The organism is Vibrio sp. 10N.222.52.B7 (genome assembly GCF_041474275.1).
GTDB classification, from domain to species: domain Bacteria; phylum Pseudomonadota; class Gammaproteobacteria; order Enterobacterales; family Vibrionaceae; genus Vibrio; species Vibrio crassostreae_C.
In genome coordinates this window covers 1-26,035 of sequence record NZ_JBFRTU010000003.1, presented here as the reverse complement: position 1 = coordinate 26,035, position 26,035 = coordinate 1, and the positions used below count along the sequence as shown (strand labels likewise).

The window sequence follows — 26,035 nt, the reverse complement described above, 5'->3', positions numbered from 1 at the left end:
GCATGAGTACTTCAAAAATGACTATTTCAGACCGCTATTTTTCAAATAGCAATATGACTCGCCTTCGTAAGGTGATGTCTGTGATTTCTATTGTGCTGTTCATGAGCTCTGTGATGCTGGTGGCAGTGAAAGGTTTTAACTGGGGTTTGGACTTTACTGGCGGTGTGGTTGCCGAGGTTCAACTCTCTGATCAAGTAACCAAAGATGCGTTAAAAACCAAGCTCGACACGGCTTTTCAACAAGACGTTCAAGTGGTTGGTATGGCAGAACAGGATCGCTGGACAATCCGTTATAGCCAACTGACAGATGCTCCACAGCCAAACTTAGTGGATGCTTTGTCTTCTGTCAGCGACCAAGTAAAAGTGCTTAACAGCAGCGTGGTTGGCCCTCAAGTCGGTCAAGACATGGTTGACCAAGGTGGCTTAGCGGTATTGGTGTGTTTCCTAATGATCATGCTGTACCTGAGTGTACGGTTTGAATGGCGTTTGGCTCTGGGTGCGCTTGCCGCGATCATCTATGACGTGACGCTTATCTTGGGTCTGTTCGCTTTTACTCAGTTTGAGTTTAACCTGACCGTATTGGCGGCCGTGCTAGCGATTCTCGGTTATTCATTGAATGACTCGATCATCATCGCCGACCGTGTACGCGAAATGCTGCGCGGCAATCCAAACGGTGATACTGATAACCTGCTTAACGAATCGGTTAAAGCGACCTTCTCACGCACCATGGTGACTTCAGGAACAACGCTAATCACCGTATCAGCGCTTTGGCTACTGGGTGGCGCTGCGCTGCAAGGTTTCGCTATTGCACTCGTTGTCGGCATTGTCAGCGGTACGTGGTCTTCAGTGTCTGTCGGCATCACACTGCCTAAGCTACTTGGCCTACAGCCTTGTCACTACCAAGTGAAAGCGCCAGTAGAAGTTGAGGGTGAGTACCCTTAAGGTGTTTCTTAGCTAACAGCACGAGTTCGTGAGTAACGTCAGTAAAGCCCTTCGTTTTTAATAAGACGAAGGGCTTTATTTTTTATAAGAGTCAACTGGTTAGAGAAAAGAGAGCCTATTTCAAAAAACGATGGATTGAGCAGGCAAGCCCTCATGATATGAAGTATGTTTAGATGACGTTAGTAGAAATGAGGCAAGGGAATGGAATATCGACATCAATGTCATGTAGGCGACCATGGTGATGCACTGAAGCATCCAGTATTGAGTGCACTTGTTCAGTCATTAATGCAGCAGCATTCACGCCTCAACGTTATCGACACGCACTCAGGTACAGGGTGTTATGACCTCACCACCGCACCAAGTAATCACGCCGGTGAGTTTGCTGAAGGGGTCGGGTACTTGTGGCGCAATAAGGCTTATCTTCCTCCGGCATTCGCTTCTTTTATGTCGGTACTGGAATACTACAATCCGAATCAACTTATCTCTTTGTATCCGGGTTCTGCCGCCATCACTTACCAACAAGGTCGCAGCCAAGATAGTTTTTATTTTTCAGACATTCAGCAAGATGAAGCTGATTTACTGCAAACCAATATTGAGAAGTTACAATGTAACCTAGATATTTCAAGCAAGCTTACGATTAGCGCAGGTGATGGGCTTAAAGCGTTACCTGATGACGTAGCTAAACATGACAGCCACCATCTGATTGTTATCGATCCACCCTATGAAACCGATTCAGAATATCTCGCGGTGATTGATGCCTTAGTTAAGGCGTATCAGCAATCTGAGAAGGTATCAGCATTAATTTGGTACCCGCTTTACACGGATGATAAGAGCTCACTGATTTTGAACCACTGCGTGACAGCGGTGAAAGATGGTTTGCTACCAAGTCCGATCAAGTCGGAACTTCGCCTTCGAGATCCCAAGGGTGATGATCGCCTGATCGGCAGTGGTTTGCTGTTGTTCAATCCACCACAAGGCATTGCGGGAACGGTCGCAGATACGCTCGATTATTTACACAGCCAACTCGCGACTAATGGTGAAGGTTACTGGCAAATGAGAAGTTTATAGATCTGATTTTTATGGGTTTTATGATGGTTTTCTAGACATCACTCACTAAATCACTGTTACCTATGTGGTTTAAATTGACCAAACGCTAACTTTTATCGATTGATTAATTGCAGTGAATCATTTAAAAATAGAATATCAATGCGCACAAGTGCATAATGGCTCATAAGTTAAATAATTAGTCCCAGATTAATATCAGATTGTGGTTTACCCCCTAAACTGCATTAGGCTCGCACTAGTCATGCGAGCCTTTCTTTTGCCTGAAGGAAATGTTTACAACAGTTGCTCTTCAATCTTTAGAGCTTTCTTGATGAGTTTTGCATTGAAATCTGCGGCGTCCACCGAGTAGTGTGCCTCTCGATGACAGGTCGGACAAAGTGCGATCACATTTTCAGGGCAATCAGCTCCGCCATCCGCTAACCGTGTCAGGTGATGTACTTCTAGGTAAGGACCTGACTTGGTCTCAAAAGGTGAGGGCACTCCACAACCTTCACAGATACCATTTGCCCTCTTTTTTGCGTAAAGCTTAATGGCTTCACTGCGATACTTCACATGCGTGAGTTGTTCTTTGGGGTCAGCTTTAAGTGGTGTTGAAGCTAAGGCGATGTCTCGTAATTGCTTCAATGATTTACTTTTAGTTGGCTTCGTTAAGTATGAAGTTTTTGGTGTTTGAATGCTATTGCCGACATTTTGTGGGACGATATCTAGATGGAAGACTATTGCATCACGAAGTTGGTCATTCTTGTCGGGGCGTTGCTCAATGTGATGACAGATGTAGTTGCAGACTCCGACGAATCTAACAAAACCAGTTGAGACAGATTCAAATAAGAGAATCTCTTTAAGGTTGCTTTGGTGTTCAAAGATGGCCAAGTTTCCTTTAACCATCTGCATATCACCTTCTTGCCCTTCTCCTGTATATCGGAAAGTGCCGTCTGCACTAAAACCATCAGAGTAGCCAAATTCTTCACCAGCATCGCTAGTGAAGATAAATACATATGGGTGGGCTGCAGGTGTAGCGATACCACCATATTGCTGACCTTTGTAACGACCGTGTATATCTGTGCGTCGATTGTAAACCTGTCCTACGTTGAACAATGGAGAGTCCTCGTTTATTCGTCTAAATTCTAATTATTATTGATATTTCTATAATTTAAATTTCATATAAAGTTCAAATATAACAGTGGTTTAAATGAAAATATGCAAGTGGATTCTTGGGTGTGAAAAGGTATCGGATTGGTCACGTTTCTAAAGAGGCAAGCCTGCAGGACTCATGCAGGCTTGGTGCGTGTCTAATGCTATACAACTACAAAGCCGGATAATCGATATAGCCTTTTTCGTTGCCGCCGAACAGAGTGGCGCCATCAAGATCGGATAGTTCACTGCCGCTTTGTAGGCGTGAAACGAGATCTGGATTCGCAACGAATGGGCGACCAAATGCGACAAGGTCGGCGTAGCCTTTGCTTAACACTTCTTCGGCGCGTTCTGGTGTGTAGCTGCCAGCAACGATGATGGTGTTAGAGAACAACTCTCTTAGTTCTACGCGGAAGCTTTCAGGGATAACTGGAGCATCATCCCAGTCGGCTTCTGATAGGTGCAGGTAAGCGATGTCTCGATCTTGAAGTGCCTTCGATGCCTCTAAAATCGTTGGTACGATATCTGGGCAGTTCATGTCTTTGAAGGTGATGAACGGCGCCAAGCGCACACCTACTTTATCGGCACCTATCTCTTCAATCACAGCATCAACCACTTCGATTAGGAAGCGAAGTCGGTTCTCGCGGCTACCGCCGTAGTTGTCGGTGCGTTTGTTTGAGTTGGTTCTTAGGAACTGATCAATCAGGTAGCCATTGCCACCGTGTATTTCCACTCCGTTGAACCCTGCCTCGACTGCTTTTTTCGCTGAGTTAGCAAAATCTTTAACAACACGATCGATGTCTGCTTGGGTCATCTCTCTTGGTTGGATGCAATCCACCATGTTGCCGTTACCATTCTCATCAGAGATCCAAACCTGCGTTTCTATTGGAGCTAATGCAGAAGGTGCAATCGGTAACTCGCCTTTTTGAAAGGTAGGGTGTGATACTCGGCCTACATGCCATAGCTGGCAGAATATCGCGGCACCTTGTGCTTTTGCTGCTGTTGTTACTGACTTCCAACCTTCGATTTGTGCATCGGTATAAACGCCGGGTGTGAATGAGTAACCTTGAGAGTCATCAGAGATCTGCGTTGCTTCCGTGATGATCAGCCCTGCACTTGCGCGTTGTTGGTAATAGGTTGCCATCATGTCGTTTGGCACGTTTCCAGGTTGGCTAGTACGAGCGCGTGTCATGGGTGCCATAACCACGCGGTTTTGTAGTGCTAGGCCTTTCAGTTCTGATGCTTCGAATAATTTGTTCATGGTTTCTACCTTGTTTTAATGCTGTGATCTTTCGTTTTTTATTGGGGCTTATTTGCTTTCTGCTGGGCTGAAAATAGAGTTGCTTTGTGGCCTCCCCGCTCGGTTGGCTTTCGCAATAAGCAGCAAACCAATAACAGGGACAACAACGGCTGCGAATGGAATCATGCCTGCGCCTAGTTGGCTGTCGAGTACCATGCCGCCAAGGAATCCACCAAAGGCATTGGCTAAATTAAACGCTGAGATATTCGCGGTTGCTGCTAGCTCTTGGCCTTCGCCACCGTTGTTCATCACTCGAAGTTGCATTGCTGGAACGTTCGCAAATGATGCAATACCAAAGACAAATACCGCTGCAACGAATAGGATTTTGTTGTCTACCACAAGGCCAACTACAACCAATGACACGATCATTGCAACGGCCCAAAACATTGAAGCTTTGCCTAGGTTTTTATCTGAAGAGCGTCCGCCCAAGGTGTTACCGATGATTAAGCCGACACCCACAATCACTAAGATCCAAGTAACAGACTCTTGACCGTAGCCGGTGATGTGCATAGCGATTGGCGCAAGGTATCCGTATAGCGTCATGAAGCCAGACCAAGCAAAAGCAGTGATTGCCAAGCTGATCAGCAGCATTGGGTTTTTGAACGCTAACAGCTGAGTTTTGATGTCTTTTGCTTCACTGTGACCAGTCGATTTGATTGACGTTAGAATAGAAATCATCGCAATCGTGCCAAGTGCAGCCACGGTAAAGAAAGTGGTGTGCCAGCCGAATTGCAAGCTAACCCAAGTTCCCGCTGGAACGCCAAGAACGTTAGCGACTGTTAGGCCTGCGAACATTTGGCCAACGGCACGACCTGCCATTTTTTCAGACACTAAGTTGGTTGCGACAACCGCACCGATGCCATAGAAAGGGCCTTGCACTAAGCCTGCGATCACACGGCTTGCCAGTAGAAGTGGATAGCTTGGCGCTAAGGCGGATAACACGTTGCCAATAATGAACAGTGCCATTAAGCCAATCAGCACTATCTTCTTATTAAAGCGCGCAAGGTAGATTGTTAAGATCGGGCCGCCGATAACGATAGCCAACGCGTAAGCACTGATAAGGTAGCCAGCTTGACCTTCTGTGATTGAAAGTGATGTGGCGATTTGTGGAAGAATGCCTGCGATAACAAACTCAGCGGTGCCAATTGCAAATGCTGCGAGTGTCAGTATCCAAACTTGGAATGGCATCTTTTCTTGTGTCATGGCTTCTGATTTCATGATGAGTTACCTATGTAAATTCTTATTTGTTAGGACGTTGAGATAAACACCCTCACGATTGTTCTTTATGTCTTTGCGGGGTGTTAGCCGAGTAGAGCGCCGCCGTCGATGTCGATGATTGACCCTGTTACGTATGGGTTGTTAATCGCGAATAGGTAACCCATAGCCACCTCTGAAGGCTCGCCAACCTTGCCTGCGGGTAGGTTATTTTTGGCGTTGTCGTACATGCTTGTACGAGCGGAATCGTCCATGTTTTTGTAGGCTTCCGTCATGGTTAAACCCGGGCTAACGGCATTGACTCGAATGGGTGATAGCTCTTTCGCCAGTATTTTAGTCACGCTTTCTAGCGCGGCGTTGATGGCGGTTTTTACGTAAGTGCCAGCCACTACTTTGCGAGACAACATGCCTGTCGTGAGCGTGATAGAGCCGTTTGGCGTCATGTAGCGTGAGGCATGTTTTGCTACGTTTAAGCTGCCCCAAAACTTAGTGTCAAAAGCTGTCTTAGCGTCTGCGGTTGCTACGTCTGTTACTTTTCCTGCGGGAGCGGATGAGCCAGCTGTTACGACTAAGTGGTCAAACACGCCAATCGATTCGAAGTATTCACAAATTGACTTTTCATTGCTGATATTAAGGCCTGTATGTCGGCTAGCGACGTGCACTGTGTTGTTTTCGTTTCTCAATTTCATCGCGAGTGCTTTACCGATGCCTGATGTGCCACCAATGATGACGAAAGTGCGTTGCTCTTGATTAGTCGATTCGTTAGTCATGCTCTGAATTCCTGCGTTGTTCTGTTGATGTTTGTCATTATATTTATTCGACTAAATTTGATAATTGGTTAAAATATAAATTCATTATTCGGTTAATCTGAATAGTGTCGCTGAGTATTCAGATCGAGCATTAAGATCGAGAAGTAAGACGAAGAGACGGAAGCGAGAATCGTATGGATAAGTTTTCAGATATGGCGATGTTCGTCAGTATTGTTAAGCATCACGGGTTAGCGGCGGCTGGGCGCGAACTGGGTTTATCACCTGCGACCATGACAGCAAGGCTTCAAGCGCTGGAAGAGCGATATGGTGTGAAGTTGTTGAATCGAAGTACGCGCCATGTGTCTTTAACCGACTCTGGCGAGCTGTATCACAAGGCGTGTCTGGAGATATTGGATAATGTCAGTGAGGCCGAAAACCTGATCCAAAATGGCGTCAAAGAGGTCAAAGGTCCACTCAAAATCGCCGCGCCGAAAGACATCGGAAAGCAGTACATTCTTCCGATTCTCTCTGAGTTCTGTCAGCAATATCCCGACGTGATCCCTTACCTCTACTTGAACGATAACCTCTCGAACATTGCTGAATCTGGCATGGATATCGTGGTCCGTTATGGTGAATTGGTCGACAGCAGTTTGATATCCAGACGCTTGTCACCAAGCCGACGTGTGCTGTGTGCTTCTCCTGAATATCTTGCCAAGCATGGAACACCGTTAACACCACAAGATTTGGTTGATCACGATTGTTTAGCCATGCTGCGCAGCAATGAAGAGCTCAAGACATGGCACTTCCAAGATCATGATATGAAGAAGTCGATTACTGTTGTTCCAAAGCGATTTTCAGACGATGGCGAAGTGATTCGCTACTGGGCATTAAAAGGCGAGGGCATTGCTCTTAAATCGGTACTGGATGTGCAAGGCGACATCAATAACCAGCGCCTTGTGACGCTGCTTAATGGCTACATGAAGAACTTCAACACCGCGATGTCGGTGTCGAGTGCCGATTTGAATGTGGTGTACATCAGCAAGAAATATCAGCCCAAGCGTATCCGGTTGTTTCTTGATTTCTTGTTTGAGCGGTTTGGCGATTTGGTTGAAAAGTCTAGTTAGATTAGCCGAGAAGCAGCGCATGACAGATCTCTCGAACTCAACACCCGGGTACGGACAGAGAACATTGAACTGGTTATGATACGACCAACATAAGGATGTGATTGGAGAGAAAAATGAAAGTCGTCGGAGATACGGTTATCCAACCTTTTCACAAGGCAACCTGCCATTGCGGTGCGGTTGAACTAGAGTTCAGCTTACCTAACGGGATAGAAAAACCACGCCGCTGTGATTGCTCTATCTGTCGTCGCAGGGGAGCGATTGTGGGCTCTGTTGCACTGGACGGCATCAAGATCCTCAAAGGTGCGGAGCATCTCAAGCTTTATCAATTCAATACCAACACCGCAAAGCATTATTTCTGCTCAAACTGCGGCATCTATACCCATCATCAACGCCGTTCTAGCCCAAATGAATACGGTTTTAACATCGGCTGTTTGGAAGGGGTAAACCCTTTTGATATTGGTGATGTGGTGACCAACGATGGTGTCAATCATCCAGCTGATCGTTAATTTATTGAGCATAAAAAAGGAAGGAATTATGTCTGAATACGGAGCGATCATTCGCTGGAAAAAAGCAGAAGATGAAGTCTTTAGCGACAATCAATACAGTCGAGGTCATACGTGGGAGTTCGATGGTGGTGTCACTGTGCCTGCTTCGTCCTCTCCACATGTTGTGCCACTGCCGTTTTCGGTGGAAGCGAATGTTGATCCAGAAGAAGCGTTTATCGCGGCACTTTCTAGCTGCCATATGCTGACGTTTTTGGGCATTGCCGCAAAGCAGAAGTACGTGATCGACTCCTATGTCGATGATGCGATTGGTGTGCTGGAAGAAGATGAATCTGGCCGCTCATCGGTCACTAAGGTGACTCTGCGCCCTAAAATTGTGTTTTTAGGTACCAAAAAGCCCACCGCCAAGCAGCTCGACAAACTGCACCACTTGGCGCACAAAAACTGCTTTATCGCGAACTCGGTAAAAACGGACATTGTGGTAGAAACTAAAGCGTAAACCACACACGTTAACATCCAAAAACCGCAAGGTTGCTTAGTGCATCACTGGCGGTTTTTTTGTGTCTGTGTAATCCTACGTACGGTTTTAATTGAGTGACAGTTAGAAAGTTTTGAGAGATAGGTAGAGAGCTCTTGAATGGTAGGAATAGATTGGTTAGCAGAGAGTTATGTTTAGCGTCCCATTGAATAGTTTTGTACATCGTGTGAGTGATAAAAGCCAAGTGATGGTGAATGCTGCGGAATGTGGATGTCAGTTGAAACGAGTTCGTCGTTCGCGTAATTGGCTGTTGGTCGCTCAAGAGTATCAACTCGTTGAATTTAAAACGATGTTAACCCATGAAAAAGACGGTTGGATAGCAATTGCAATCGACAAAGTGCTGCCTAAACCCGTGGTGTGTTTGGCATCTCTGTTGGCCGCTACACCTTCAATGACTGTGGCTCAGCTGGTGATGGAATCTGGATGTTCAATGGCCGAAGCAAGACGTGCTATTGATGAACATGAAGGTCTGTAGGCGTATTCAAATCGTGTGAAAAGAGAATTGCGAGCAGCAAAAAGCCCGTAACGATATTGCGCTGGAAAACGTCATATCGTTACGGGCTTTATCATCTGTGCTGCTGTTAAGCTAAGCCATGCGGCTTATGAAGCATTGAATCGATTAAGAGTTCGCTACTTTTACACGAATCGTGTTTTTGCCAAGCTTTGACAAGTTCAGCTTGTTTAGTGCCGCTTTAGCTTCTTCTTGCTCTGGCATTTCAACAAAAGCGAAGCCTTTTGAGTCGCCAGTTTCTTGGTCTAAAACTAGGCTGCACTCTTTTACTGAGCCAAACTCAGAAAATAGCACACGGATGTCTTGCTCAGAGGTAGAGCGCGATAGGTTACGAACTAGAAGTTTCATAATAAACCTTGAATATGAATTTACGCCGAGCATTGTCGCACACTTTCATGCTCACCCTCACAAATAATTACTCTAATCATTTCTTTGGTAATGTGTCGCTCTATTTACCGATTAAGCGAGCTGTTTACCTGCTAGCCGCGGTTTATCGTGATATCTGATACGAAGCCATGCTCTGTGCTGGTCAACGCCTGTTGTAGCATCTGAGCGGCTTCTTGCGCGGTCATAAAGCTCGAGGTATCCATGTCTTTACCGCTTGTATTCCAAAACTCGGTCGCCATTCCTCCAGGGTAAACCGCCACGATTTTCATCGGGTGACCTTTTAGCTCCAACCTCACCGATTCGATAAAGCCTTTCACGGCCCATTTTGCCGCGCAGTAGGTGGACTCTTCCGCTTTAGCACCTTGGGCCGCCGTCGACATCACCACTGCAATGGTGACCGATTGATCTTTGTAGCGCTGCACAAGCTCGCGAATCAAAAAGATCGAAGACTCGATATTGTTCTTCAGCATGTCGCTGATGGTGGTTGGATCTTGCTGTTCTATTTTACCGAAGTAGCCACTGCCAGCACTGTGGATCACCAGTTTAGGCATTTCAGGTAACGCATCCAATAACTCACTCACTGAGTGCGGGTCACAGAGATCACACGCTTGGCTAATGGTATTCGCAGGTAGGCCTTGCGCTACTTCTGCTAAACGTTGTGCGTTGCGACCTGTAATGGCTACACGCTGAGCGTCTGTTGCAGTGTTAGCGTATTGTATCGCGAGCGCTGCGCCTAAACCGCTGCTTGATCCGGTAATTAAAATCATACTGTCTTAGGTTTGTAGAGTTGATTCGAGATAGTAAGGGGCTAGGCTAAGATTTTCTGAGATCTATGGCTAAAGTTGATCGATAGCCTGGTTGATAGCTTGGGTGATCGGTTGAGCCGTAGGGGAATAAGAGTGTGGGGAAAGTCGTTAAGAATCGACTGGTTTGGTCAGAAATAACACAGCCAAAAAGTAGCAGAACTAACAAGTAAAAGCGCCGGCATAGAGCCAGCGCTTTTGAGTAATCATAAGTGATTATTCGTCGTCGAACTGTTTGATCGTGAACGCGTCTTCGATTCGGTTAAGCTCTTCTTGTTCTTTCACTCGCTTCTCTTCTTGCAGAGTCGCTCTCGTTTCGTTGAAACGTTTTTTCTCTGACTTAGTCAGGAATTTTACAGCTTTTTTGTTGGTCAGTGCGTAAGCAACTACGTCTTCACCTTTTTCTCTGCGGTCGTTTACGCGTTGTGAGAAACGTTCATTGTCGCGAGCTTTACGCTCCGCTGAGGTCAACTTGCTCATGCTTTAAAGCCTTTTCAATTATTCATGGTAGGGAATCTACGCTTAGCGAAACAAATGGGGACTGCTTAGTGTCAGTCTAGTCCATTTGTATGCTGGTGGCGCATCTTAGCACAATGGCTTGAGCATGCAGGTATGCTATTCGAGGGATCAAACAAAACAGCCCACAATTTTCGTTGTGGGCTGTTTTGTTACGTACTGTAGATGTAGTCATCGTTTTAAAACTAAGAATCAGAAACGGCAGTTACATCAAATCTTCTCGATGTATAAGATGACCTCTCCGACTTTAAAGCCAAACTTAGACATCTCAGTCTTGTTGAACAAGCGTTTATCGTCCATTAAGAACATCCAATCATCGAGCACCACTTCATAGGTGCTGCCGTCTACTTCAATTTCTAGATGATATTTCCAATACAGCGCAGAACCTTGGGTTTCACCATAAGCGGTTCCAACGACATCGTTGGCAGTCCCAGAATAGGTGTTTTCGCCCGTTTTGATCAGATTCCAAACGCGAGTTGAGCGCTCGCCATCAGCAAAAGAGAACCACTCTTTTATTTCTCCGTTGTCACCGTCCCAAGTCGCGATCAGTTTGGCATCAAAGCGGCGCAGTAAGTTACCAGAGCGGTCTAGCACCATGCCGTAGGCCATTAGCTCGCCATTAAAAAAGGTTTCAAGCTTGAGCTCTGGCGTTGTGTCGACATGGTCTTCTAAACTTGCAGAGCCACAGCCCACTAGCCAAGTGAGTGAAAAAAATGCCAGAGCAAATTTTATTATTGTTGTTTTTGGATTCATTTGTTCAAACCTAAAAGTTGTTTACGAAGACCGGGTTCAGAGGTGTTTTCAGACAACCAAATCGCTAGAAAGGCTTCACCAAATTGCTTGTCTTGGATGGTGCCGATCGGTTGTTCATCGAAATAAAAACGACTTACGTTATCTTCAGCGACACGAATCGTGAGTGTGCTTCCTTCTTCCACGTTCGGCCACATCGCGTACAAGGGTTTCAACCAACGTTGAATGTTGCTGTCAGAGTAGCCAAGCTTGTTCCACTGATCTTCGGTAGCGTCTACGAGGTCTTTGCTATCGATAGAGCGGTAATACTCAAGCTTCAAAGCTCGTTCGGAGTTGGTTGGAGTCGCGTAGAATTCTGCCGAGTAGAGAGTCCAAAACAGGTAACTCATTTCACCCTCACCACGTTTGTTCAGATCATCGACAGCAGAGGCTCTAGCGTGTCCGGCAAATAACAGCGCAGCAAAGATTAACGGGAGAGTAATAAAGCTTAGAAGTGTGTTTTTTGCTTGCTGATGAGCGCGAACAATACCTCGCTCAGGTTTGAACGTTTGTGTCGGGTTGCGTGGATAAGCCATAAGTCACCTCGTTATTGCCATTTTAGGTTGTATTAAGTTGGAGTAGGCGGCCACCAGTAAGGGCAACAAAATCCCCCAACTTATTGCAAGGGCAGCAACTACCGATGCATCTGGCCAAGTAGTAAGAAGAGCACCTGCTTTGATGCCTCCCCAATAACTACTAGTACCTGCTACGAACCCTATGACAAACAAGATCACTTTCGAGCATTTTAAAAGCCAATTTAGGCTGTGGTTAAAACTGATTAAGAACATGATCCACAGGCAGACAAGCCACACCGGGAACCACGATTGATTCGCAATTTCAAAGTCGACGGCAAACACGCCGAAGTGGAGTAAGAGGCTATCAAGCAATAGCCCCAATGGTAATAAAATGAGTATCTTCAAATCGCTACTGCGAGTCGGTGATAGAAGGAAGTGAACCACTACAATCAGTGGTGTGACGAACGGGGCTTGCGCGGTAAAGAAAGCACTGCAAACCCAGGTCGCTTGAAACAGTACGAGATTAATAATCCAAAACCGCTTCATCTTTTTCTCCAAAGTAACGAGGTTTTCTTGCGACTACATGGTGAGTGCTGATCACGCGCTCTTTGAATGCGCCTTCACAGTAGCAGAAGTAGAAGGTCCATAAGCGTTTAAACTCTTCTGAATAGCCGAGAGACTCTAGCTCTTCCCAACTATTTTCAAAGGCGATGTTCCAATCATTCAGCGTTCGAGCGTAGTGCAGGCCAATGTCATCAATTTCTTGAACCACAAGGTCGGTGCTGGTCGCAAGGTGTTGGGTCATCACTGAAACAGAAGGTAGGCAACCGCCGGGGAAGATGTACTTCTGAATAAAGTCGACACCTTTGCGGTATTTGTCGTAACGGCTGTCAGCAATAGTAATTGCTTGAATCAGCATCTTGCCTGAGGGCTTAAGTAGCGAGGAACATTTTTCAAAGAAGGTTTGTAGATACTCATGTCCGACCGCCTCTATCATCTCGATCGAAACCAACTTGTCATACTCACCAGTGAGATTGCGATAATCCTCTTTGAGCAGGGTGATTTTGTCGGTTAAACCAAGCGCTTTTACTCTCTGTTCAGCAAGTGCATGTTGGGCATCTGAGATCGTGGTAGTGGTGACGTGGCAACCGTAGTGTTGCGCCATGAAGATGGCTAAGCCGCCCCACCCTGTGCCTATCTCGACCACGCTATCTTTCTCAGACAGTTCTAGTCGCTCACAGATGGTTTTCATTTTGTTTTGTTGAGCCTTCGACAAGGTTTCTGCGTCTTCGCTGTAGATTGCGGAAGAGTACTGCATCGAGCTATCTAAGAAGCGCTCATATAGCTCGTTGCCAATATCGTAGTGGGCGAGAATATTTCGCTTAGAGCCTTGCTCGGTGTTGGCATTCTTACGACGCAGCAATAGGTTTTTGATGCGAGAAATCCATTGTGTCTTGTCATCAAGCTCATCCAATTGGGCTTGGTTACGAGCCATGATTTGAATCACACGCGTGAGGTTTGGGCTGGTCCATTTACCATCGATATAGGCTTCAGATGCCCCAATGCTGCCATTGATGACCACATCTCTAAAAAAGGTCGCATCATGAATCACGATTCGACCTTTCAATTCAGATTCTCGATCACCAAATACTGAATGCTGGTCGCGCTCAATGATTTCAAGCGTTGCGAATTGCAGGCTTTCTAACACCTTGAAGATTAAAGCTCGATATTTACAGTTGCTTGAAACAGCAACGGCTTTAGCTTGTTGTTCAATATTGTTGTTTTGTTTGGCAAGCTGTTCCATGTAAACCTCGCTGATAACTCATTCTAATATTTTGTGCCAACTAAGCTGAGTTCAGCTCCTTGATTGGAGCGAACCCAAGCTAGAAATGATTTCTGTTTTAAGCGCTTAAGATGTTGAGTCTGGATGCGCCACAAACGGTACTTTTTTCAGGAATAATTTGAGAGCCTGATAATAAATTCCCATCACGACTTTTATCGTCATCGCCGGAATCTTGAATACCGTTCGTCTAATGTTTGTCTTGGTTACTGACTGCTTCGTCAGGGCTAGTGTCGCATCGAAAAGCTTGTCGTCTCGGCGGCTTTCGATGTGAACTAACGTGCGTTTCGCTGGTGGCTTAATCTTCCAAAAATAAGTCATGTTCAAATCCATGAACGGCGAAACGTGAAACTCTTTTTTTACCTTCAATTCTTGGTGCATGTCGATGAGGTAGTAGTGTCTTTCTCGCCAAGGCGTGTTACTCACTTCCGCCAACATGTACTTACAATCTCCAGTCTCGTCATAACAGAAGAAACAGTTGATTGGACTGAAATAGATACCTAAACAGCGGCACTGAGCCAGCATCGTCACACGGTTTGAATCAGACCAAACCCCACCAAGTTGTTGCACTTTGGAAGCTATACGTTGCTTAAGTGATTTTGGTTCATCCGTGGTGACATTTTCTTTTTTTTCAGCGAGATAATCCGATTCGACAAAGCGAATCGGGTTGTACCAACGAGTTCCGAACAGCGCACTGCGCGCTGTGGTTTGGGGCAGCTCATCAAGATCTAACCCCATCATATACAGCTGATAGCTGAACTCATGAGTGATGTCGCCAAAGCGGCGATGTCTGATGTTACCCCAATAGATACCGCTGAGCTCTTCACTCTTTTCGGATGCGATCCCCATCTCGGGTGTCAGGGTTTGACTGTTCATAGCGCGGAACTCGTACTCAAATCTAAACCGAAGCGTTTGGTCACATCGAGTGCACTGTGGACACCGTCTTCATGGAAGCCGTTATACCAATAAGCGCCAGCAAAGTGCGTCTGGTTTTTGCCACAGATTTGCTCACGCTTGTGCTGAGCTTCGACCGTGTTCGAATTAAGTACCGGGTGATGATAAACAAAGCTGCGAATAATTTTTTCTGGGTCGATGGCTTCGCTTTGATTCAAGGTGACACAGAAGGTGTCTTGGCTTTCGATGCCTTGCAGAATGTTCATGTTGTACGTGACACAGGCAGGTCGTTTACTGTCGCCATCCAACATGTAGTTCCAGCTTGCCCAAGCCAGTTTTCTGTCTGGTAACAAGCGAGTATCGGTGTGCAGAACCACTTCATTGCGGCTGTATGGGATCTCGCCCAGTACCTGTTGCTCTTGTTCTGTTGCATCACCAAGCAAGCGTAAGGCTTGGTCTGAGTGGCAAGCAAAGATTACTTCGTCGAAACCTTGTGCGCTGCCATCTTCAAATTCAATCGTGACGCCTGTTTCTTGGCGAGTCACTTGTTTAATCGATGTATTCAGTGCAACAGTCTTACTTAGGCGTGAAAGGATGATTTCAACATAAGAACGCGATCCCTTTGGTATCACATACCACTGAGGACGGTTCGCGATATCGAGCAATCCATGGTTGTAGAAAAACTGAATGAAGAACTTGAGCTCAAACTCTTCCATTTCTTCCAAGCTTGTCGACCAAATCGCCGCGCCCATCGGTAAGATGTAGTGCTGGCTGAAAAAGTCGGAAAATTGATTATCTCGTAGGAAACTGCCAAGGGTAACGTCTGGTGTGAATTCATTGCTTTCAAACTGAGCCTTACACAGCTTGTTGAACTTGAGAATGTCAGACACTAAAGACCAGAACTGAGGTTTGAAGATGTTGCTCCTCTGCGCGAACAACGAATTAATGCTGTGGCCGTTGTACTCGAACTTAGTGGTGGTGTTGTGGACGCTGAAGCTCATCTCAGTCGGTTGCCTTTCGACACCGAGTTGTTCTAGAAGCTGATTGAAATTCGGGTAGGTTCGATCGTTGAATACGATGAAACCTGTATCTATCGAAAACGCCGAGCCTTGATGTTCAATATCAACGGTCGCGGTGTGGCCCCCAACGTAATCGTTCTTTTCGAATACTGTTACGTCGTGGTGCTTATCTAATATATGCGCGCAAGTGAGTCCAGAGATACCTGAACCAATAATGGCGATTTTCTTCATTGTTATACCATCCTTGAAGCGAGTTTTTGCCAAACTGGAGTTGGAAGCATTCTTAGTAGCTTCATCAACATGATGAATCGTCTTGGGAAATCAATTTCACTCTTTCCTTGAGCGATACCATTTACGATTCGCTGAGTTGCGGCCTCACTACTAATAATCATAGGCATAGAGAACGTATTTCGCTCGGTTAATGGCGTTTCAACAAAACCAGGGTGCACAATTGAGACATGAATGTTGTGCGTTGCCAGATCAACCGAAAGTGTTCTGCCTAAGTAGGTGAGGGCTGCCTTTGAAGCGCCATAAGCCTCGGCTCTTGGCAAAGGTAAAAAGCTGGCGCTGGAGCTGACTAAAACCAAACGGCCGCCGGGCTTGATGTTTTTTAACCAAGCTTTAAGGGCGTAGCCAATTGAAATTAGGTTTATGTTGATGACGCGCTCAAAAAGCTCGGCATCAAAATTCACTGGGTCGTCGATGTACTCACAATCACCCGCATTTAAAATCAGCAGATCGAGCGGCTTGTCTTGGTCGAGTTCTGGGAAGTTGTGGTAATCAGTCAAGTCGAAACAGAGCGGTGAAATTGATGAATGCGCGACGTCTGTCTCGTGCGAGTCAACTAAGGCTTGCAGCTTGTCTGAGTTGCGGCCACAAGCAATCACCTGATGCCCTTGCTGAGCGTAATCTTTAGCTAGGGATTGGCCGATACCTGAGGTCGCGCCTGTAATCATAATACGCATTATCGACTCGCTCTCTTTTTGATGGATTTTATCGCGCAGCCCAGTACTGGAATGTGTTCATACAACATAGAACCGACGTCGAGGTAGTCTCTGTGGTAAATCACTTGACCGTCGAGCATCTTGAGATGGCTGTGTCCTTGTACTTCGATTGGCTTTTGCCCATTTAATTGCTTGTGAGCAAATTGCATCGTCCAGTAAACGGAAGCTTCGTCGTTCGCTTCGAAAGTGTGTTCGATATGAAAGTAACAGCTGGTTACTTGGGTGTAGAGGTTCTCGAAGTAGTGCGTAAGCGCCGAAATACCGCTGACATGATGCAGCGGATCTTGGAATTCAATATCAGGGTGATAAACCGTCTTAAGCACGTCGAAATTGTCGGTTCCGAGTTCTCGATACATGTTGAGAAAGTTATCAAGCCATAGAGAGTTATCCATAATATTCACTCTAATTATTTGAAGAAGGCTAAGGCTCTCAATCGTGCTTCTTTATGCTCAACGATGGGTTGCCAGTATTCGCTGTCTATTCCGTTTTTAGCGATAAAGTCATGTGGGAAATGTACATGCTTATCTGGGATATTTTGCAGCTCTGGTATGTACTTACGAATAAAAATTCCTTTTGGATCAAACTTTTCACTCTGAGTGATTGGATTGAAAATTCGGAAGTAAGGTTGAGCATCACAGCCAGTACTTGAAGCCCACTGCCAGCCACCATTGTTGGCACTAAAGTCTCCGTCGATAAGGTGCGACATAAAGAAACGCTCGCCCCAACGCCAGTCAATAAGCAGGTGCTTGGTTAGGAAGCTTGCCACCACCATTCTTAGTCTGTTGTGCATCCAGCCCGTTTCAACCAGTTGACGCATTGCGGCATCAACCAATGGATATCCTGTTTTTCCTTCGCACCAAGCTTTGAAGCTAGGATGATCGTGATACCAATCTAAACCATTGTATTTTTGCTGAAAGTTAGCACCTTTGACCAGTTTAGGGTGGTGGAACATCAAATGCTTATAAAAATCTCGCCAAATCAATTCATTGAGCCAACAAAAGGCCGGTAATTGCGTATCAAATAACAGATCGGGTTGCTGCTGAATCAATTGAATCGCTAACCAACGTGGGCTCACGGCGCCAATCGCTAAATAAGGTGATAGCCCCGATGTTCCTTTAACTGAGGGAATATCTCTCAGACGTGCGTAGTCGTTGACTTTATTGCCTAAGAAATTGGGGATCACATTGCCCAATACATCTTGGCTTAATGGCCAACGGCTTGAATCAACACGCGGAAAATCGAAATCATAGTCAGCAGAGATGGTTAAGGCTTGTAAGTCGTCAGGAAGCTGTGTTTGTGAACGTTCAGCTGACTCGACAGGAGCTGGACTGCAGATGATGCCTTTCACCTGAACTTCTTTTAACCAAGCGTTCTTAAAGGGCGTAAAGACTTTGAACATCTCGCCTTGTTTGTTGAGAACGCTACCGAGTGGCAGCATAACGTCACAATCGCTGATCTTCAGGTTTAGGCCGCTTGAAATCAGCTTTTTATCGCGAGCTTGTTCATCGACCTCTGGTTCAGAGTTAGCGTAGACGCACTTGGCATCAAGCTGCTGGCACAAATCGATGAGCTGTTTGGATTGGTCGTCAAAGTCGCTAGCTTTCAGGTGAAGCAACGTTATCCCGAATTCAGCGAGCTGGGAATCTAGTTGTTTTAGATGACGATAGATGAAATCAGCTTTGATCGGCGCAAGGTGGTGTTGCCGCCACGTTTGAGGCGTTGAAATGAAAACGGCGGTCGTTACGCCGTTTTCAACTGCCGCGACGAGCGCTGGGTTATCGTGAATCCGCAGGTCTCGTCGTATCCATAGTATGTCGCTCAATATCCGTATCTCAGTTTAAGTTCTTGAGGGTGCGGGTTTAGGTAAACCTGTGATTCTAGGTATTCGTTCGGGTATTCCATCAGGTAGTGATTGATCAGTGTCAGTGGCACTAGCAGTGGAACAACGCCCTCTCTGAATGATGCGATCTGGTTGGTCAGCTCTTGCTTGTGAGCTCTACTCAGTTGTTTTTTAAAGTAACCCTGCAAATGATGCAGCGTATTGGCGTGACTGCCTCGATTCGCGTGATGAGACAACGCCGTCATCAAGCCTTCGATGTATTGAGCCGCTAGTTCGTCGATATCTAAATCATTACCCGCTAGCAGTTTGCCTAAGCTTTTGTAACCCTCAACGTGGTGACACATGACTAGATATTTGTGGGCGCTGTGGAACTGAATCAGTTTGTGCTTGGTCACACCTTCATCCACAAGATCGAGCCATTTTTGGTAAGTGAACACTCGAGTCATGAAGTTTTCACGCAAAATGGGATCGTTAAGGCGGCCGTTTTCTTCAACGGGAAGTAACGGGTTGCCGTCCATAATTTGTTGGGTGAACATGCCTATGCCTGTCGATTCAGAGCCGCGACCATGGTGGTGGTACACCTTCACGCGCTCCATGCCGCAGGTTGGGCTTTTTTGACACACAATAAAGCCAGCAATGTGTTGGCTTTTCTTTGAGTAGTTTTGACCGAACTCGATCAGTTCGTTGGTCACATCACCTGAGCCATCAGGGCGAGAAACATGGATGATGTCATCTAGCATTCTTGTTTGACGAATGGTTGGACGAGGGGTTGGAAGACCAACAGCCATCTCTGGGCAAACAGGTTCCAATTCCACGTAGTCTGCTAGGTCGTCTGTACAAAAACGAGAGCGTTTATGACCTGTGTCGAAACGTACTTTATGTCCAGCAACACATGCACTGATACCGATTTTGATTTTCTTTTCCATTGGCCAACTCCTTTGCTCTTGCTCTGAGCTTTTTCTTATAGTTCAACATTGCTAATCGTATTTACAGAGCTGGGTGTGTTTTTACTTTGACACCGTAGTTGTTTTTATTCAGATGTATTGACGATATACAGGATAGCTTTATGCCATCCTGTATATTTATAGCCTGCAACTGGGTTAATAGATATATTTTCCAAGTGGATTGAATAGTTGGCTCACACCTTTTGTGAAGTAAAGCGCATCACTTGAAACGGTTAAACAGACACAACCTTCTTTTGTTGCCGGTTGATGAGTGTGATTGCCATCCAACCAGATGAAGTCACCTTTGTTGTAAACGCCCATTTCGTCTTCGAAACTGCCCTCTAGAAGAAGCGTGATCTCGAAGCCTTTGTGGGTGTGGCAAGGCACTTGTCCATCTTTGTCGATGTGCAACAAGCTGGTGTGGTGTGCTTCGTCAGCAAAATCGAGTCTTGCTCGTGAAATTTTGCCTAGGTTCATCCAGTCCTTTCTCGCTACTGAGTTTAGAGCGCGAGGGATTGTGAATGTCGTGTCAGCAACAGTTACTTTCTGAACCTCTGGAGTCACTTCAACAGACTGAGAAGTATCAGCTGTGATTTGCTCTATCGCGTCAAAATCAAAGTCCATGTCGTCCATTGAGAAGCTGTCTAGATCTTCATTTGAGAATACTGGCTCTGCGTCAAAAGCATTATTCGCTGCTACAGCTGTAAGCTGCTTGACTTGTTGTTGGCAGTGTTCACACAGCTCTACATGGCTAGAAACAATCAAAGAAACTGAATCAGCCAACGTGCCATCGACGAAGTCTTTCAAGATTGCCGCGTTTGGGTGATGTTTAATCATGGTCTTGTTCCCCCATGTGAACTTTTAATTTGGCTAAAGCGAGTCTCAGACGTGATTTCACTGTTCCAAGTGGGACGCCAAGTTGCTGAGCGAGTTGCTCTTGAGAGAGCTCTTGAAAGTAAACGCCTTTGACGATGGTTTTCTGAGCGAGAGGCAACTTTTCTATTTGAGTCATTACGTGTCGGCTCATCAAATGGTCACCGAATGGCAAATCTTCGCTTTGAGAGTCGGCTACCATCGCATCGATTGGCCAGATATCGTCGGCTATCGTTTGTTCGGCTTTCGCTTTCACTTTGCGCAACATGTCGAATGCTGCATTACGCATTACCGTGTAGACCCAAGTGGTCGCAGCGCCTTTATCTACATTGTAGAGATGTGCTTTCTTCCAAACATTAGTCATCGTGTCTTGAACTAGCTCGTTTGCAGCAGCTTCGCCACCCAACTTACTGATACCAAAACGCTTGATCTTAGGAGCGAAGAACTTGAACAAACAGGTGAACGCCTGCTTGTCTCGGTCTGTACCAACCAACACCAGCCAGCTCGAGAGCTCTGTCGGTACTTTGTTGTCTGTAGGTACTTTGTTATCGGGAATAATGACATGCTCCTTGCCGTTCCCTAAACTTCTGCTTTCCACTTGCATAGTAACTAACCATCATGCGAATTTGATGGGCACTACGTGAAAGGAGAAAGTCGGGATCACTTTAATTTAAATTAATTTCTACTATACAAAATTATAGTGAAGAAAAGTGCTTATTGCCCCGTAATGATTTGATTCAAAAAAGGAACTAGAGACGGAAAACTGGCTGGCTCAGTAAATTCTGTTTTCTTTTCCAGTGGGATAGGCATCATTTCGAGCAATCGCGCACAGATCCATTGTGGGCTCTCAAAATCAGGAGTGGGATAGAGTGTTCTTATCGAATCGTGGTCGCGAAACAACTGAACCAAAAAAGCGGTAAACACGTTAGGCACTTTATATTCATCGGTAGGCCAGTGAGGCAACAAGCTGAACTTACTTTTAATCAGGTCATCATCGTCTCGAAACGACCCATGCAATTGCACCAACTTTTCGCCTTCGACATCAATTTCTAATATCTGGTCGTCCGACATATTGAAGTCGACGATGGTCACCTTTGTTCCCCAAGAGCTGAGATGATCAGAGTTAGATTTGTCTTGAGTGGCGATAATGAAACCATCGCCCTGCGCTGCGTGAGCGACCATCGCGAGATACTTTGGCTCAAAAATGCGCAGTCTTTGTCTGCCTCCCGGTAAAAGGAAGATGGGGAGGGGAAACACAGCGAGCTCCAGAGAAGACTCTACGGGTGTTTCTGGTTCGGCGTCTGTCCGCGTGGTCTTCCTAGGTGAATTCGGCACATAGTACTCCTTAGTTCAAATGTGATTTGAGAAGATATACGCGGGGAGGGTGGTGTTCGATCAATTCGCTTCGGCTTATGTTCGCAAAGGGATAGATATTTTGTTGCACCTGTTCATAAATTCATTGTTTTTACCTTTTCTCATACGCGTCATTAGGTAATATATGAACAAATAGTAAGCGAATGGGTAGTTGCCAGACGATGCTTCTATCTGACGTTCTTCTATACCTAACATCGCATCAAAGGAATGGTCATGATTGTTATTTATGGTATCAAAGAGTGCTTAAATCCAATTAAGTTGCAGCTCTCTAATGTGTTGCAGCAGTGCTTGAACAGTGAAATGGGTTTACCCGATGACAAGCGAGCACATCGGTTTGTGCCATTGGAACGAGATGACTTCTTTTACCCGGAAGGAAGAACAGAAGCCTATACCGTCATTGAGATAAATATGATGGAAGGTCGAGCGGTAAACACCAAAAAGCGCTTAATTAAGAAGATATTTTCTGAGATAGAGAAGCAGTTAGCTATCTCTCCGATTGATATTGAAATCACCATTAAAGAGCAGCCTTCACATTGCTGGGGATTTCGAGGCATGACCGGCGATGAAGCTCAAGATCTGAAGTATAAAGTGAAGGTCTAGGGTTTAAGCTCTTAACTCTTAACTCTTAACTCTTAACTCTTAACACGTAAGACTTAAGCCAATCTATCGAGTGACGGCTTTGGAATTTGATGCCAAAGCCGTTTTCCTAGTTCTCGACACTAACCTTTAAGCATCTAAGCATCTAAGCATCTAAGCATCGTCACTCTTTTTTAAATACTGATGCCAATTTTCATTGATCACGTCAAAGTGCTCAACGCAGAACTCTTTTCTGTCTTTCAAATAGTCGTTTTCCACTTCATCGAGCAAGTTCTTATAGGCATCGGGATCGCTGCCATACACCAAGCATAACGTGGAGAAGTAACGCTGCAGGTCGAAACTGTGCTCGTCGATGTATTCCCCCAAGTCGTAATACTCTGGGCGGTCTTCTGACTCGAAAGCGAACATGTCTGCAGCGCTGATAGCAGCGTCGGCCCCATGCTCTACGTAGTTAAGCAGTAGCACGGTTGCTAGGTTATCAACCGCATCTTCTTCTTTACCCAATATGGCAATGTTCTGATCTTCGATATACGCATGCCCAGTCTCGTGTAGCAGGGTGTGCAGCAAGGTATCAATAGCGCCGGTTTGCGCAGATTTCCCATACTCTTTTTCGTATTGGTTCTTCTCAAAGTAATTGAGTGACTCAGCGTAAAAACTGTAAGGGATCAGTACTTGATGGGTTTGTGGATCGTAGAGTGGTCCTTCTTCCCTGCCATATTGAATGGTTAATGGCTTCTCAAACATGAAGAGTTGGTTTGATAGGTCGACCACGGTGTCATTAACGCCACTGCTTTGAATCTCTCGTTTGAGCTGCTCTTCTTCGGTATTTTGCGGTGTAGAGTACTCGACGATTAGGTTACTTTGGGTGGCTTGTTCACTAGATGCATAAGTTGTGACAAACATTGCACTCAGGGCTAGGCTGCAGGTCAATGTTCGTTTCAATAATGTCATCGGCTATCCTTGTGATTACGTTGCGATTCAGAGTCGTGCTGGGGGTAACAACTCCAAGCTGTGTACCCTGATTTAGTTATTTCGTTAGAGTATAAGTTTAGACGGAATTTTGATGCATCGAGGACTGCAATTTTTGAAGTAGGCGCTATCCTATCAATGAATAATCCGCTTAGAGATTCGCCACAAAGAATAAGTAAGCTGAATGAGCGGTGTCGATGTGATTCGTTTCTATTGGTAATTAACAGATAAATTTCGGTTCAACACAACCCTTGTGCTATACTCCGCGCCCCAATCCGAATTGGCTTGTTTAATCTTAGGAAATTATTATGAGTGTTAAAAACGAACTTCAACAAATTAACAACCGTCTAGACAAGTGTCGCCACAAGTTAGATGCTGCTAAAACTCGTAATGATCGTCCTGTTGTTCGTCAGTTCGAGGAAGAGATTAAGAAGCTAACTAAGAAAATTGCCCAGCTTAAACACAAAGAAAGCTATGATGTGAACCAAGAGCGTAAGTCTCTGGTTGATATGCCATTTAGCCGTGAGATCACTAAGGCTGAGCAAGCGGATATGGGTAAACTTAAAAAGTCTGTTAAAGGACTCGTAATTGTTCACCCAATGACGAAGATCGGTAAAGAACTTCGCATTGAGGTTATGACTGGTTACGCACCGAAAAAATTCTAATTACCAGCGATGGTGATGAAAGAGGAGCTAGAAATAGCTCCTTTTTGCTTTTTTAGGTATTAAGAAAGCAGAGTCAGCGGCATAGATACTCACGCCGTTTTCAACTTTTAGGAGGTGATTGTTGTCACAAATCCTTTTATCTCCTATAAAAGTTAACGTGCTACTAACATGGTACTAAGCGATCGCAGTAATGTGTTCGCTTTTCGAATCCACACTTTCTCTCCAGTTTGTATAAATATAGGTAGAGCAGCACAAATAATTACAGATAAAACTAGACTCATTAGGGAAGATGAGAACGTAAAAAAATAGAGGTTATATGAATCAATTAATTTCAATTGGACCACTAGAATCCTTCCTAATCGCGATTAGTGTTTTGTTTCTAGGTCATTTCGTCAATGCAAAGCTTCCGATTCTCAAAAAGTACAACATTCCAGAGCCCATTGTCGGCGGCTTGATTGTCGCTTTTGCTATTACAGCCCTGCACTTTAACGGCCTTGATCTTGAGTTTTCCTTGCCCCTGCAGAACACGTTTATGTTGATGTTCTTTGCAACGGTCGGTCTTGCGGCGAACTACACGCAGCTGATAAAAGGTGGTGCTAAGGTATTCCTATTCTTAGGGGTAGCGTCGGTTTACATCATTATCCAAAACGGTGTAGGCGTAACCTTAGCTACGGCACTAGGCCTTGAACCCTTGATGGGTTTGATTGCTGGCTCTATCACCCTTTCGGGCGGTCACGGCACAGGCGCGGCTTGGTCTCAAACTTTTGCAGACACGTTTGGCATTGCAAATACGCTAGAAATCGCGATGGCTTCAGCGACCTTTGGTTTGATCATCGGTGGTATTATCGGTAGCCCAGTGGCGCAAAAGCTGATTGATAAAAACCAGCTTGAATCTGAGTACGGCACTGGCACGCAAACACATGAACGCTTCCCTGAACTTGTTACTTACAACGAGTATGAAGAAGACAAAGTGACGGCGAAGAAGGTGATTGAAGTGTTGTTCATCCTTCTTATCTGTATCACGGGTGCGAAGTACCTAGAGCAGTGGGTGGCGACTTTTGAAATTTCTTGGTTGATGATTCCTGACTTCGTTTACGCGTTGTTTATCGGTGTGTTCATCACTAACGTGTTTGAAGTGACTAAGCTGCATAAGACTGACAGCGAAACGGTCGATATTCTTGGTACGGTGTCATTGTCACTGTTCCTAGCAATGGCGCTAATGAGCCTTAAGCTTTGGAACATATTTGACCTTGCGATTCCGTTCTTGGTTATCCTGGCGGTTCAGGCGGTTGTGTTAGGTATCTTCTCTTACTTTGTGACGTTCAAAGTAATGGGTTCTAACTACGACGCAGCGGTTATGGCAGGTGGTCACTGTGGTTTCGGCCTAGGTGCAACACCAACAGCGGTAATGAACATGGGCTCTTTGGTGAACCGTTTTGGTCCTTCACCACAGGCGTTCATGGTGGTGCCAATTGTTGGTGCCTTCTTTATCGATATCGTTAACCTGATTATCCTTCAGGGTTACATCTCGTTTATCGGTTAATGTTCGCCTTTACTTAAACGCAATGTGCTTATCGCACTAAGATGAATACAAGAAAGCCAGTCTGTTGACTGGCTTTTTTTGTTCTTGTTTATCGAGGTTTTCTTGCCTGATACCCCTTCGGTTAGGGCTCTGTCACATCAATAACTAGGGCGTGTTGATCTTTCGAGCTGATCTTTGCAGTGAGTTGCTGGGTATTTATACAAGGCAGAGGCATCGATGTGTAGCTAGCCTACATGAGAAGCCGATAACGCAGTAGAAATGACCAGCAAACGCTGCCCGAAGGGTTCGAGCTGGGCGCCACCGCAAAAAGCGTTTTACTCTTTGTTGAGGGAGGTTTGCTTAGAATGACTAGGCTACTTCTCCCTCGCCGCGATTAAAACGCTTTT

The 26,035-nt window shown here is 45.5% G+C and carries 30 protein-coding genes; 9 read left to right on the top strand and 21 right to left on the bottom strand.

What is annotated here, in order from left to right:
• The first annotated feature begins 2 nt into the window (after window positions 1-2).
• Window positions 3-941 (top strand): protein translocase subunit SecF, encoded by a 939-nt coding sequence (secF, locus tag AB4512_RS01665; RefSeq protein WP_004732672.1) that lies wholly within the window; start codon window positions 3-5, stop codon window positions 939-941.
• A 201-nt stretch (window positions 942-1,142) separates the two neighbouring features.
• Window positions 1,143-2,009 (top strand): 23S rRNA (adenine(2030)-N(6))-methyltransferase RlmJ, encoded by an 867-nt coding sequence (gene rlmJ / locus AB4512_RS01660; protein ID WP_122053278.1) that lies wholly within the window; start codon window positions 1,143-1,145, stop codon window positions 2,007-2,009.
• Between the two features lie 270 nt (window positions 2,010-2,279).
• Here rlmJ and AB4512_RS01655 read toward each other — a convergent pair whose 3' ends face one another.
• The 4 genes from AB4512_RS01655 to AB4512_RS01640 form a co-directional block, all read right to left on the bottom strand.
• Window positions 2,280-3,101 carry an HNH endonuclease gene (locus AB4512_RS01655; RefSeq protein WP_372174215.1) on the bottom strand — a complete coding sequence of 274 codons (822 nt, stop codon included), beginning with the start codon at window positions 3,099-3,101 and terminating at the stop codon, window positions 2,280-2,282.
• Between the two features lie 208 nt (window positions 3,102-3,309).
• A complete protein-coding gene (locus AB4512_RS01650; RefSeq protein ID WP_372174213.1) occupies window positions 3,310-4,398 on the bottom strand; it encodes an alkene reductase in 1,089 nt (362 codons plus the stop codon).
• Between the two features lie 48 nt (window positions 4,399-4,446).
• A complete protein-coding gene (locus tag AB4512_RS01645) occupies window positions 4,447-5,655 on the bottom strand; it encodes an MFS transporter (protein ID WP_372157442.1) in 1,209 nt (402 codons plus the stop codon).
• Between the two features lie 83 nt (window positions 5,656-5,738).
• A complete protein-coding gene (locus AB4512_RS01640) occupies window positions 5,739-6,422 on the bottom strand; it encodes an SDR family oxidoreductase (RefSeq protein ID WP_372054503.1) in 684 nt (227 codons plus the stop codon).
• Between the two features lie 173 nt (window positions 6,423-6,595).
• Between AB4512_RS01640 and AB4512_RS01635 the strand changes: the two genes are divergently transcribed.
• The 4 genes from AB4512_RS01635 to AB4512_RS01620 all read left to right on the top strand — a co-directional run bounded on the left by AB4512_RS01635 (window position 6,596) and on the right by AB4512_RS01620 (window position 9,041).
• On the top strand, window positions 6,596-7,525 hold the full coding sequence (locus AB4512_RS01635; protein ID WP_102320399.1) for a LysR family transcriptional regulator: 930 nt from the start codon (window positions 6,596-6,598) through the stop codon (window positions 7,523-7,525).
• 113 nt (window positions 7,526-7,638) lie between these two features.
• Entirely contained in the window at window positions 7,639-8,031 is a 393-nt protein-coding gene (locus AB4512_RS01630) for a GFA family protein (protein ID WP_017061270.1), read from the top strand.
• 28 nt (window positions 8,032-8,059) lie between these two features.
• On the top strand, window positions 8,060-8,527 hold the full coding sequence (locus AB4512_RS01625) for an OsmC family protein (RefSeq protein ID WP_017065091.1): 468 nt from the start codon (window positions 8,060-8,062) through the stop codon (window positions 8,525-8,527).
• Window positions 8,528-8,696: 169 nt separating this feature from the next.
• The gene (locus AB4512_RS01620; RefSeq protein WP_017061272.1) at window positions 8,697-9,041 is read left to right on the top strand and encodes a ribosome recycling factor family protein; all 345 of its coding nucleotides are present in this window, start codon (window positions 8,697-8,699) and stop codon (window positions 9,039-9,041) included.
• A 144-nt stretch (window positions 9,042-9,185) separates the two neighbouring features.
• Here the strand turns inward: AB4512_RS01620 and AB4512_RS01615 are convergent, their stop codons facing one another.
• From AB4512_RS01615 to AB4512_RS01540, 16 genes are all read right to left on the bottom strand, one after another.
• The gene (locus tag AB4512_RS01615) at window positions 9,186-9,425 is read right to left on the bottom strand and encodes an RNA-binding protein (RefSeq protein ID WP_017061273.1); all 240 of its coding nucleotides are present in this window, start codon (window positions 9,423-9,425) and stop codon (window positions 9,186-9,188) included.
• Between the two features lie 131 nt (window positions 9,426-9,556).
• The gene (locus tag AB4512_RS01610) at window positions 9,557-10,231 is read right to left on the bottom strand and encodes an SDR family NAD(P)-dependent oxidoreductase (protein ID WP_171732644.1); all 675 of its coding nucleotides are present in this window, start codon (window positions 10,229-10,231) and stop codon (window positions 9,557-9,559) included.
• 252 nt (window positions 10,232-10,483) lie between these two features.
• Window positions 10,484-10,747, bottom strand: a complete 264-nt coding sequence (locus AB4512_RS01605; protein ID WP_017061275.1) for a hypothetical protein — start codon at window positions 10,745-10,747, stop codon at window positions 10,484-10,486.
• A 246-nt stretch (window positions 10,748-10,993) separates the two neighbouring features.
• Window positions 10,994-11,536, bottom strand: coding sequence for a DUF3833 domain-containing protein (locus tag AB4512_RS01600; RefSeq protein ID WP_372051428.1), 543 nt, complete (start codon window positions 11,534-11,536; stop codon window positions 10,994-10,996).
• Window positions 11,533-12,108, bottom strand: coding sequence for a chalcone isomerase family protein (locus AB4512_RS01595; RefSeq protein ID WP_017061277.1), 576 nt, complete (start codon window positions 12,106-12,108; stop codon window positions 11,533-11,535). The genes AB4512_RS01600 and AB4512_RS01595 overlap by 4 nt, the downstream gene beginning before the upstream one ends.
• Before the next feature lie 3 nt (window positions 12,109-12,111).
• Window positions 12,112-12,633 carry a DUF2878 domain-containing protein gene (locus AB4512_RS01590; RefSeq protein WP_102320402.1) on the bottom strand — a complete coding sequence of 174 codons (522 nt, stop codon included), beginning with the start codon at window positions 12,631-12,633 and terminating at the stop codon, window positions 12,112-12,114.
• The gene (locus AB4512_RS01585; protein WP_372174211.1) at window positions 12,611-13,891 is read right to left on the bottom strand and encodes a class I SAM-dependent methyltransferase; all 1,281 of its coding nucleotides are present in this window, start codon (window positions 13,889-13,891) and stop codon (window positions 12,611-12,613) included. Before AB4512_RS01585 ends, AB4512_RS01590 begins: the two co-directional genes overlap by 23 nt.
• A gap of 105 nt (window positions 13,892-13,996) precedes the next feature.
• Window positions 13,997-14,803, bottom strand: coding sequence for a DUF1365 domain-containing protein (locus AB4512_RS01580; RefSeq protein ID WP_372129567.1), 807 nt, complete (start codon window positions 14,801-14,803; stop codon window positions 13,997-13,999).
• A complete protein-coding gene (locus tag AB4512_RS01575; RefSeq protein ID WP_372051432.1) occupies window positions 14,800-16,071 on the bottom strand; it encodes an NAD(P)/FAD-dependent oxidoreductase in 1,272 nt (423 codons plus the stop codon). Before AB4512_RS01575 ends, AB4512_RS01580 begins: the two co-directional genes overlap by 4 nt.
• 2 nt (window positions 16,072-16,073) lie before the next feature.
• The gene (locus AB4512_RS01570; protein WP_017061282.1) at window positions 16,074-16,805 is read right to left on the bottom strand and encodes an SDR family NAD(P)-dependent oxidoreductase; all 732 of its coding nucleotides are present in this window, start codon (window positions 16,803-16,805) and stop codon (window positions 16,074-16,076) included.
• A complete protein-coding gene (locus tag AB4512_RS01565) occupies window positions 16,805-17,236 on the bottom strand; it encodes a nuclear transport factor 2 family protein (RefSeq protein WP_050647550.1) in 432 nt (143 codons plus the stop codon). Before AB4512_RS01565 ends, AB4512_RS01570 begins: the two co-directional genes overlap by 1 nt.
• A 14-nt stretch (window positions 17,237-17,250) precedes the next feature.
• On the bottom strand, window positions 17,251-18,666 hold the full coding sequence (phrB, locus tag AB4512_RS01560) for a deoxyribodipyrimidine photo-lyase (RefSeq protein WP_065583940.1): 1,416 nt from the start codon (window positions 18,664-18,666) through the stop codon (window positions 17,251-17,253).
• Window positions 18,663-19,610: a YbgA family protein gene (locus tag AB4512_RS01555; protein WP_372174209.1), complete on the bottom strand. Its 948-nt coding sequence runs from the start codon at window positions 19,608-19,610 to the stop codon at window positions 18,663-18,665. Before AB4512_RS01555 ends, phrB begins: the two co-directional genes overlap by 4 nt.
• A gap of 174 nt (window positions 19,611-19,784) precedes the next feature.
• The gene (locus tag AB4512_RS01550; RefSeq protein WP_017060966.1) at window positions 19,785-20,465 is read right to left on the bottom strand and encodes a ChrR family anti-sigma-E factor; all 681 of its coding nucleotides are present in this window, start codon (window positions 20,463-20,465) and stop codon (window positions 19,785-19,787) included.
• A complete protein-coding gene (locus AB4512_RS01545; protein ID WP_372174207.1) occupies window positions 20,458-21,105 on the bottom strand; it encodes a sigma-70 family RNA polymerase sigma factor in 648 nt (215 codons plus the stop codon). The genes AB4512_RS01550 and AB4512_RS01545 overlap by 8 nt, the downstream gene beginning before the upstream one ends.
• Before the next feature lie 110 nt (window positions 21,106-21,215).
• Entirely contained in the window at window positions 21,216-21,836 is a 621-nt protein-coding gene (locus AB4512_RS01540) for an LON peptidase substrate-binding domain-containing protein (protein ID WP_017065084.1), read from the bottom strand.
• Window positions 21,837-22,088: 252 nt separating this feature from the next.
• Between AB4512_RS01540 and AB4512_RS01535 the strand changes: the two genes are divergently transcribed.
• Complete coding sequence (locus AB4512_RS01535; RefSeq protein ID WP_017070218.1) at window positions 22,089-22,475, top strand: tautomerase family protein; 387 nt, start codon at window positions 22,089-22,091, stop codon at window positions 22,473-22,475.
• Window positions 22,476-22,625: 150 nt separating this feature from the next.
• Here AB4512_RS01535 and AB4512_RS01530 read toward each other — a convergent pair whose 3' ends face one another.
• Window positions 22,626-23,423, bottom strand: a complete 798-nt coding sequence (locus AB4512_RS01530; protein WP_372174205.1) for a DUF4344 domain-containing metallopeptidase — start codon at window positions 23,421-23,423, stop codon at window positions 22,626-22,628.
• 326 nt (window positions 23,424-23,749) lie between these two features.
• On the opposite strand from AB4512_RS01530, the gene AB4512_RS01525 reads away from it, so the two are divergent.
• Window positions 23,750-24,106 (top strand): YibL family ribosome-associated protein, encoded by a 357-nt coding sequence (locus tag AB4512_RS01525; protein ID WP_017060971.1) that lies wholly within the window; start codon window positions 23,750-23,752, stop codon window positions 24,104-24,106.
• Between the two features lie 316 nt (window positions 24,107-24,422).
• A complete protein-coding gene (gltS, locus tag AB4512_RS01520; protein ID WP_017060972.1) occupies window positions 24,423-25,649 on the top strand; it encodes a sodium/glutamate symporter in 1,227 nt (408 codons plus the stop codon).
• Window positions 25,650-26,035: the final 386 nt, after the last annotated feature.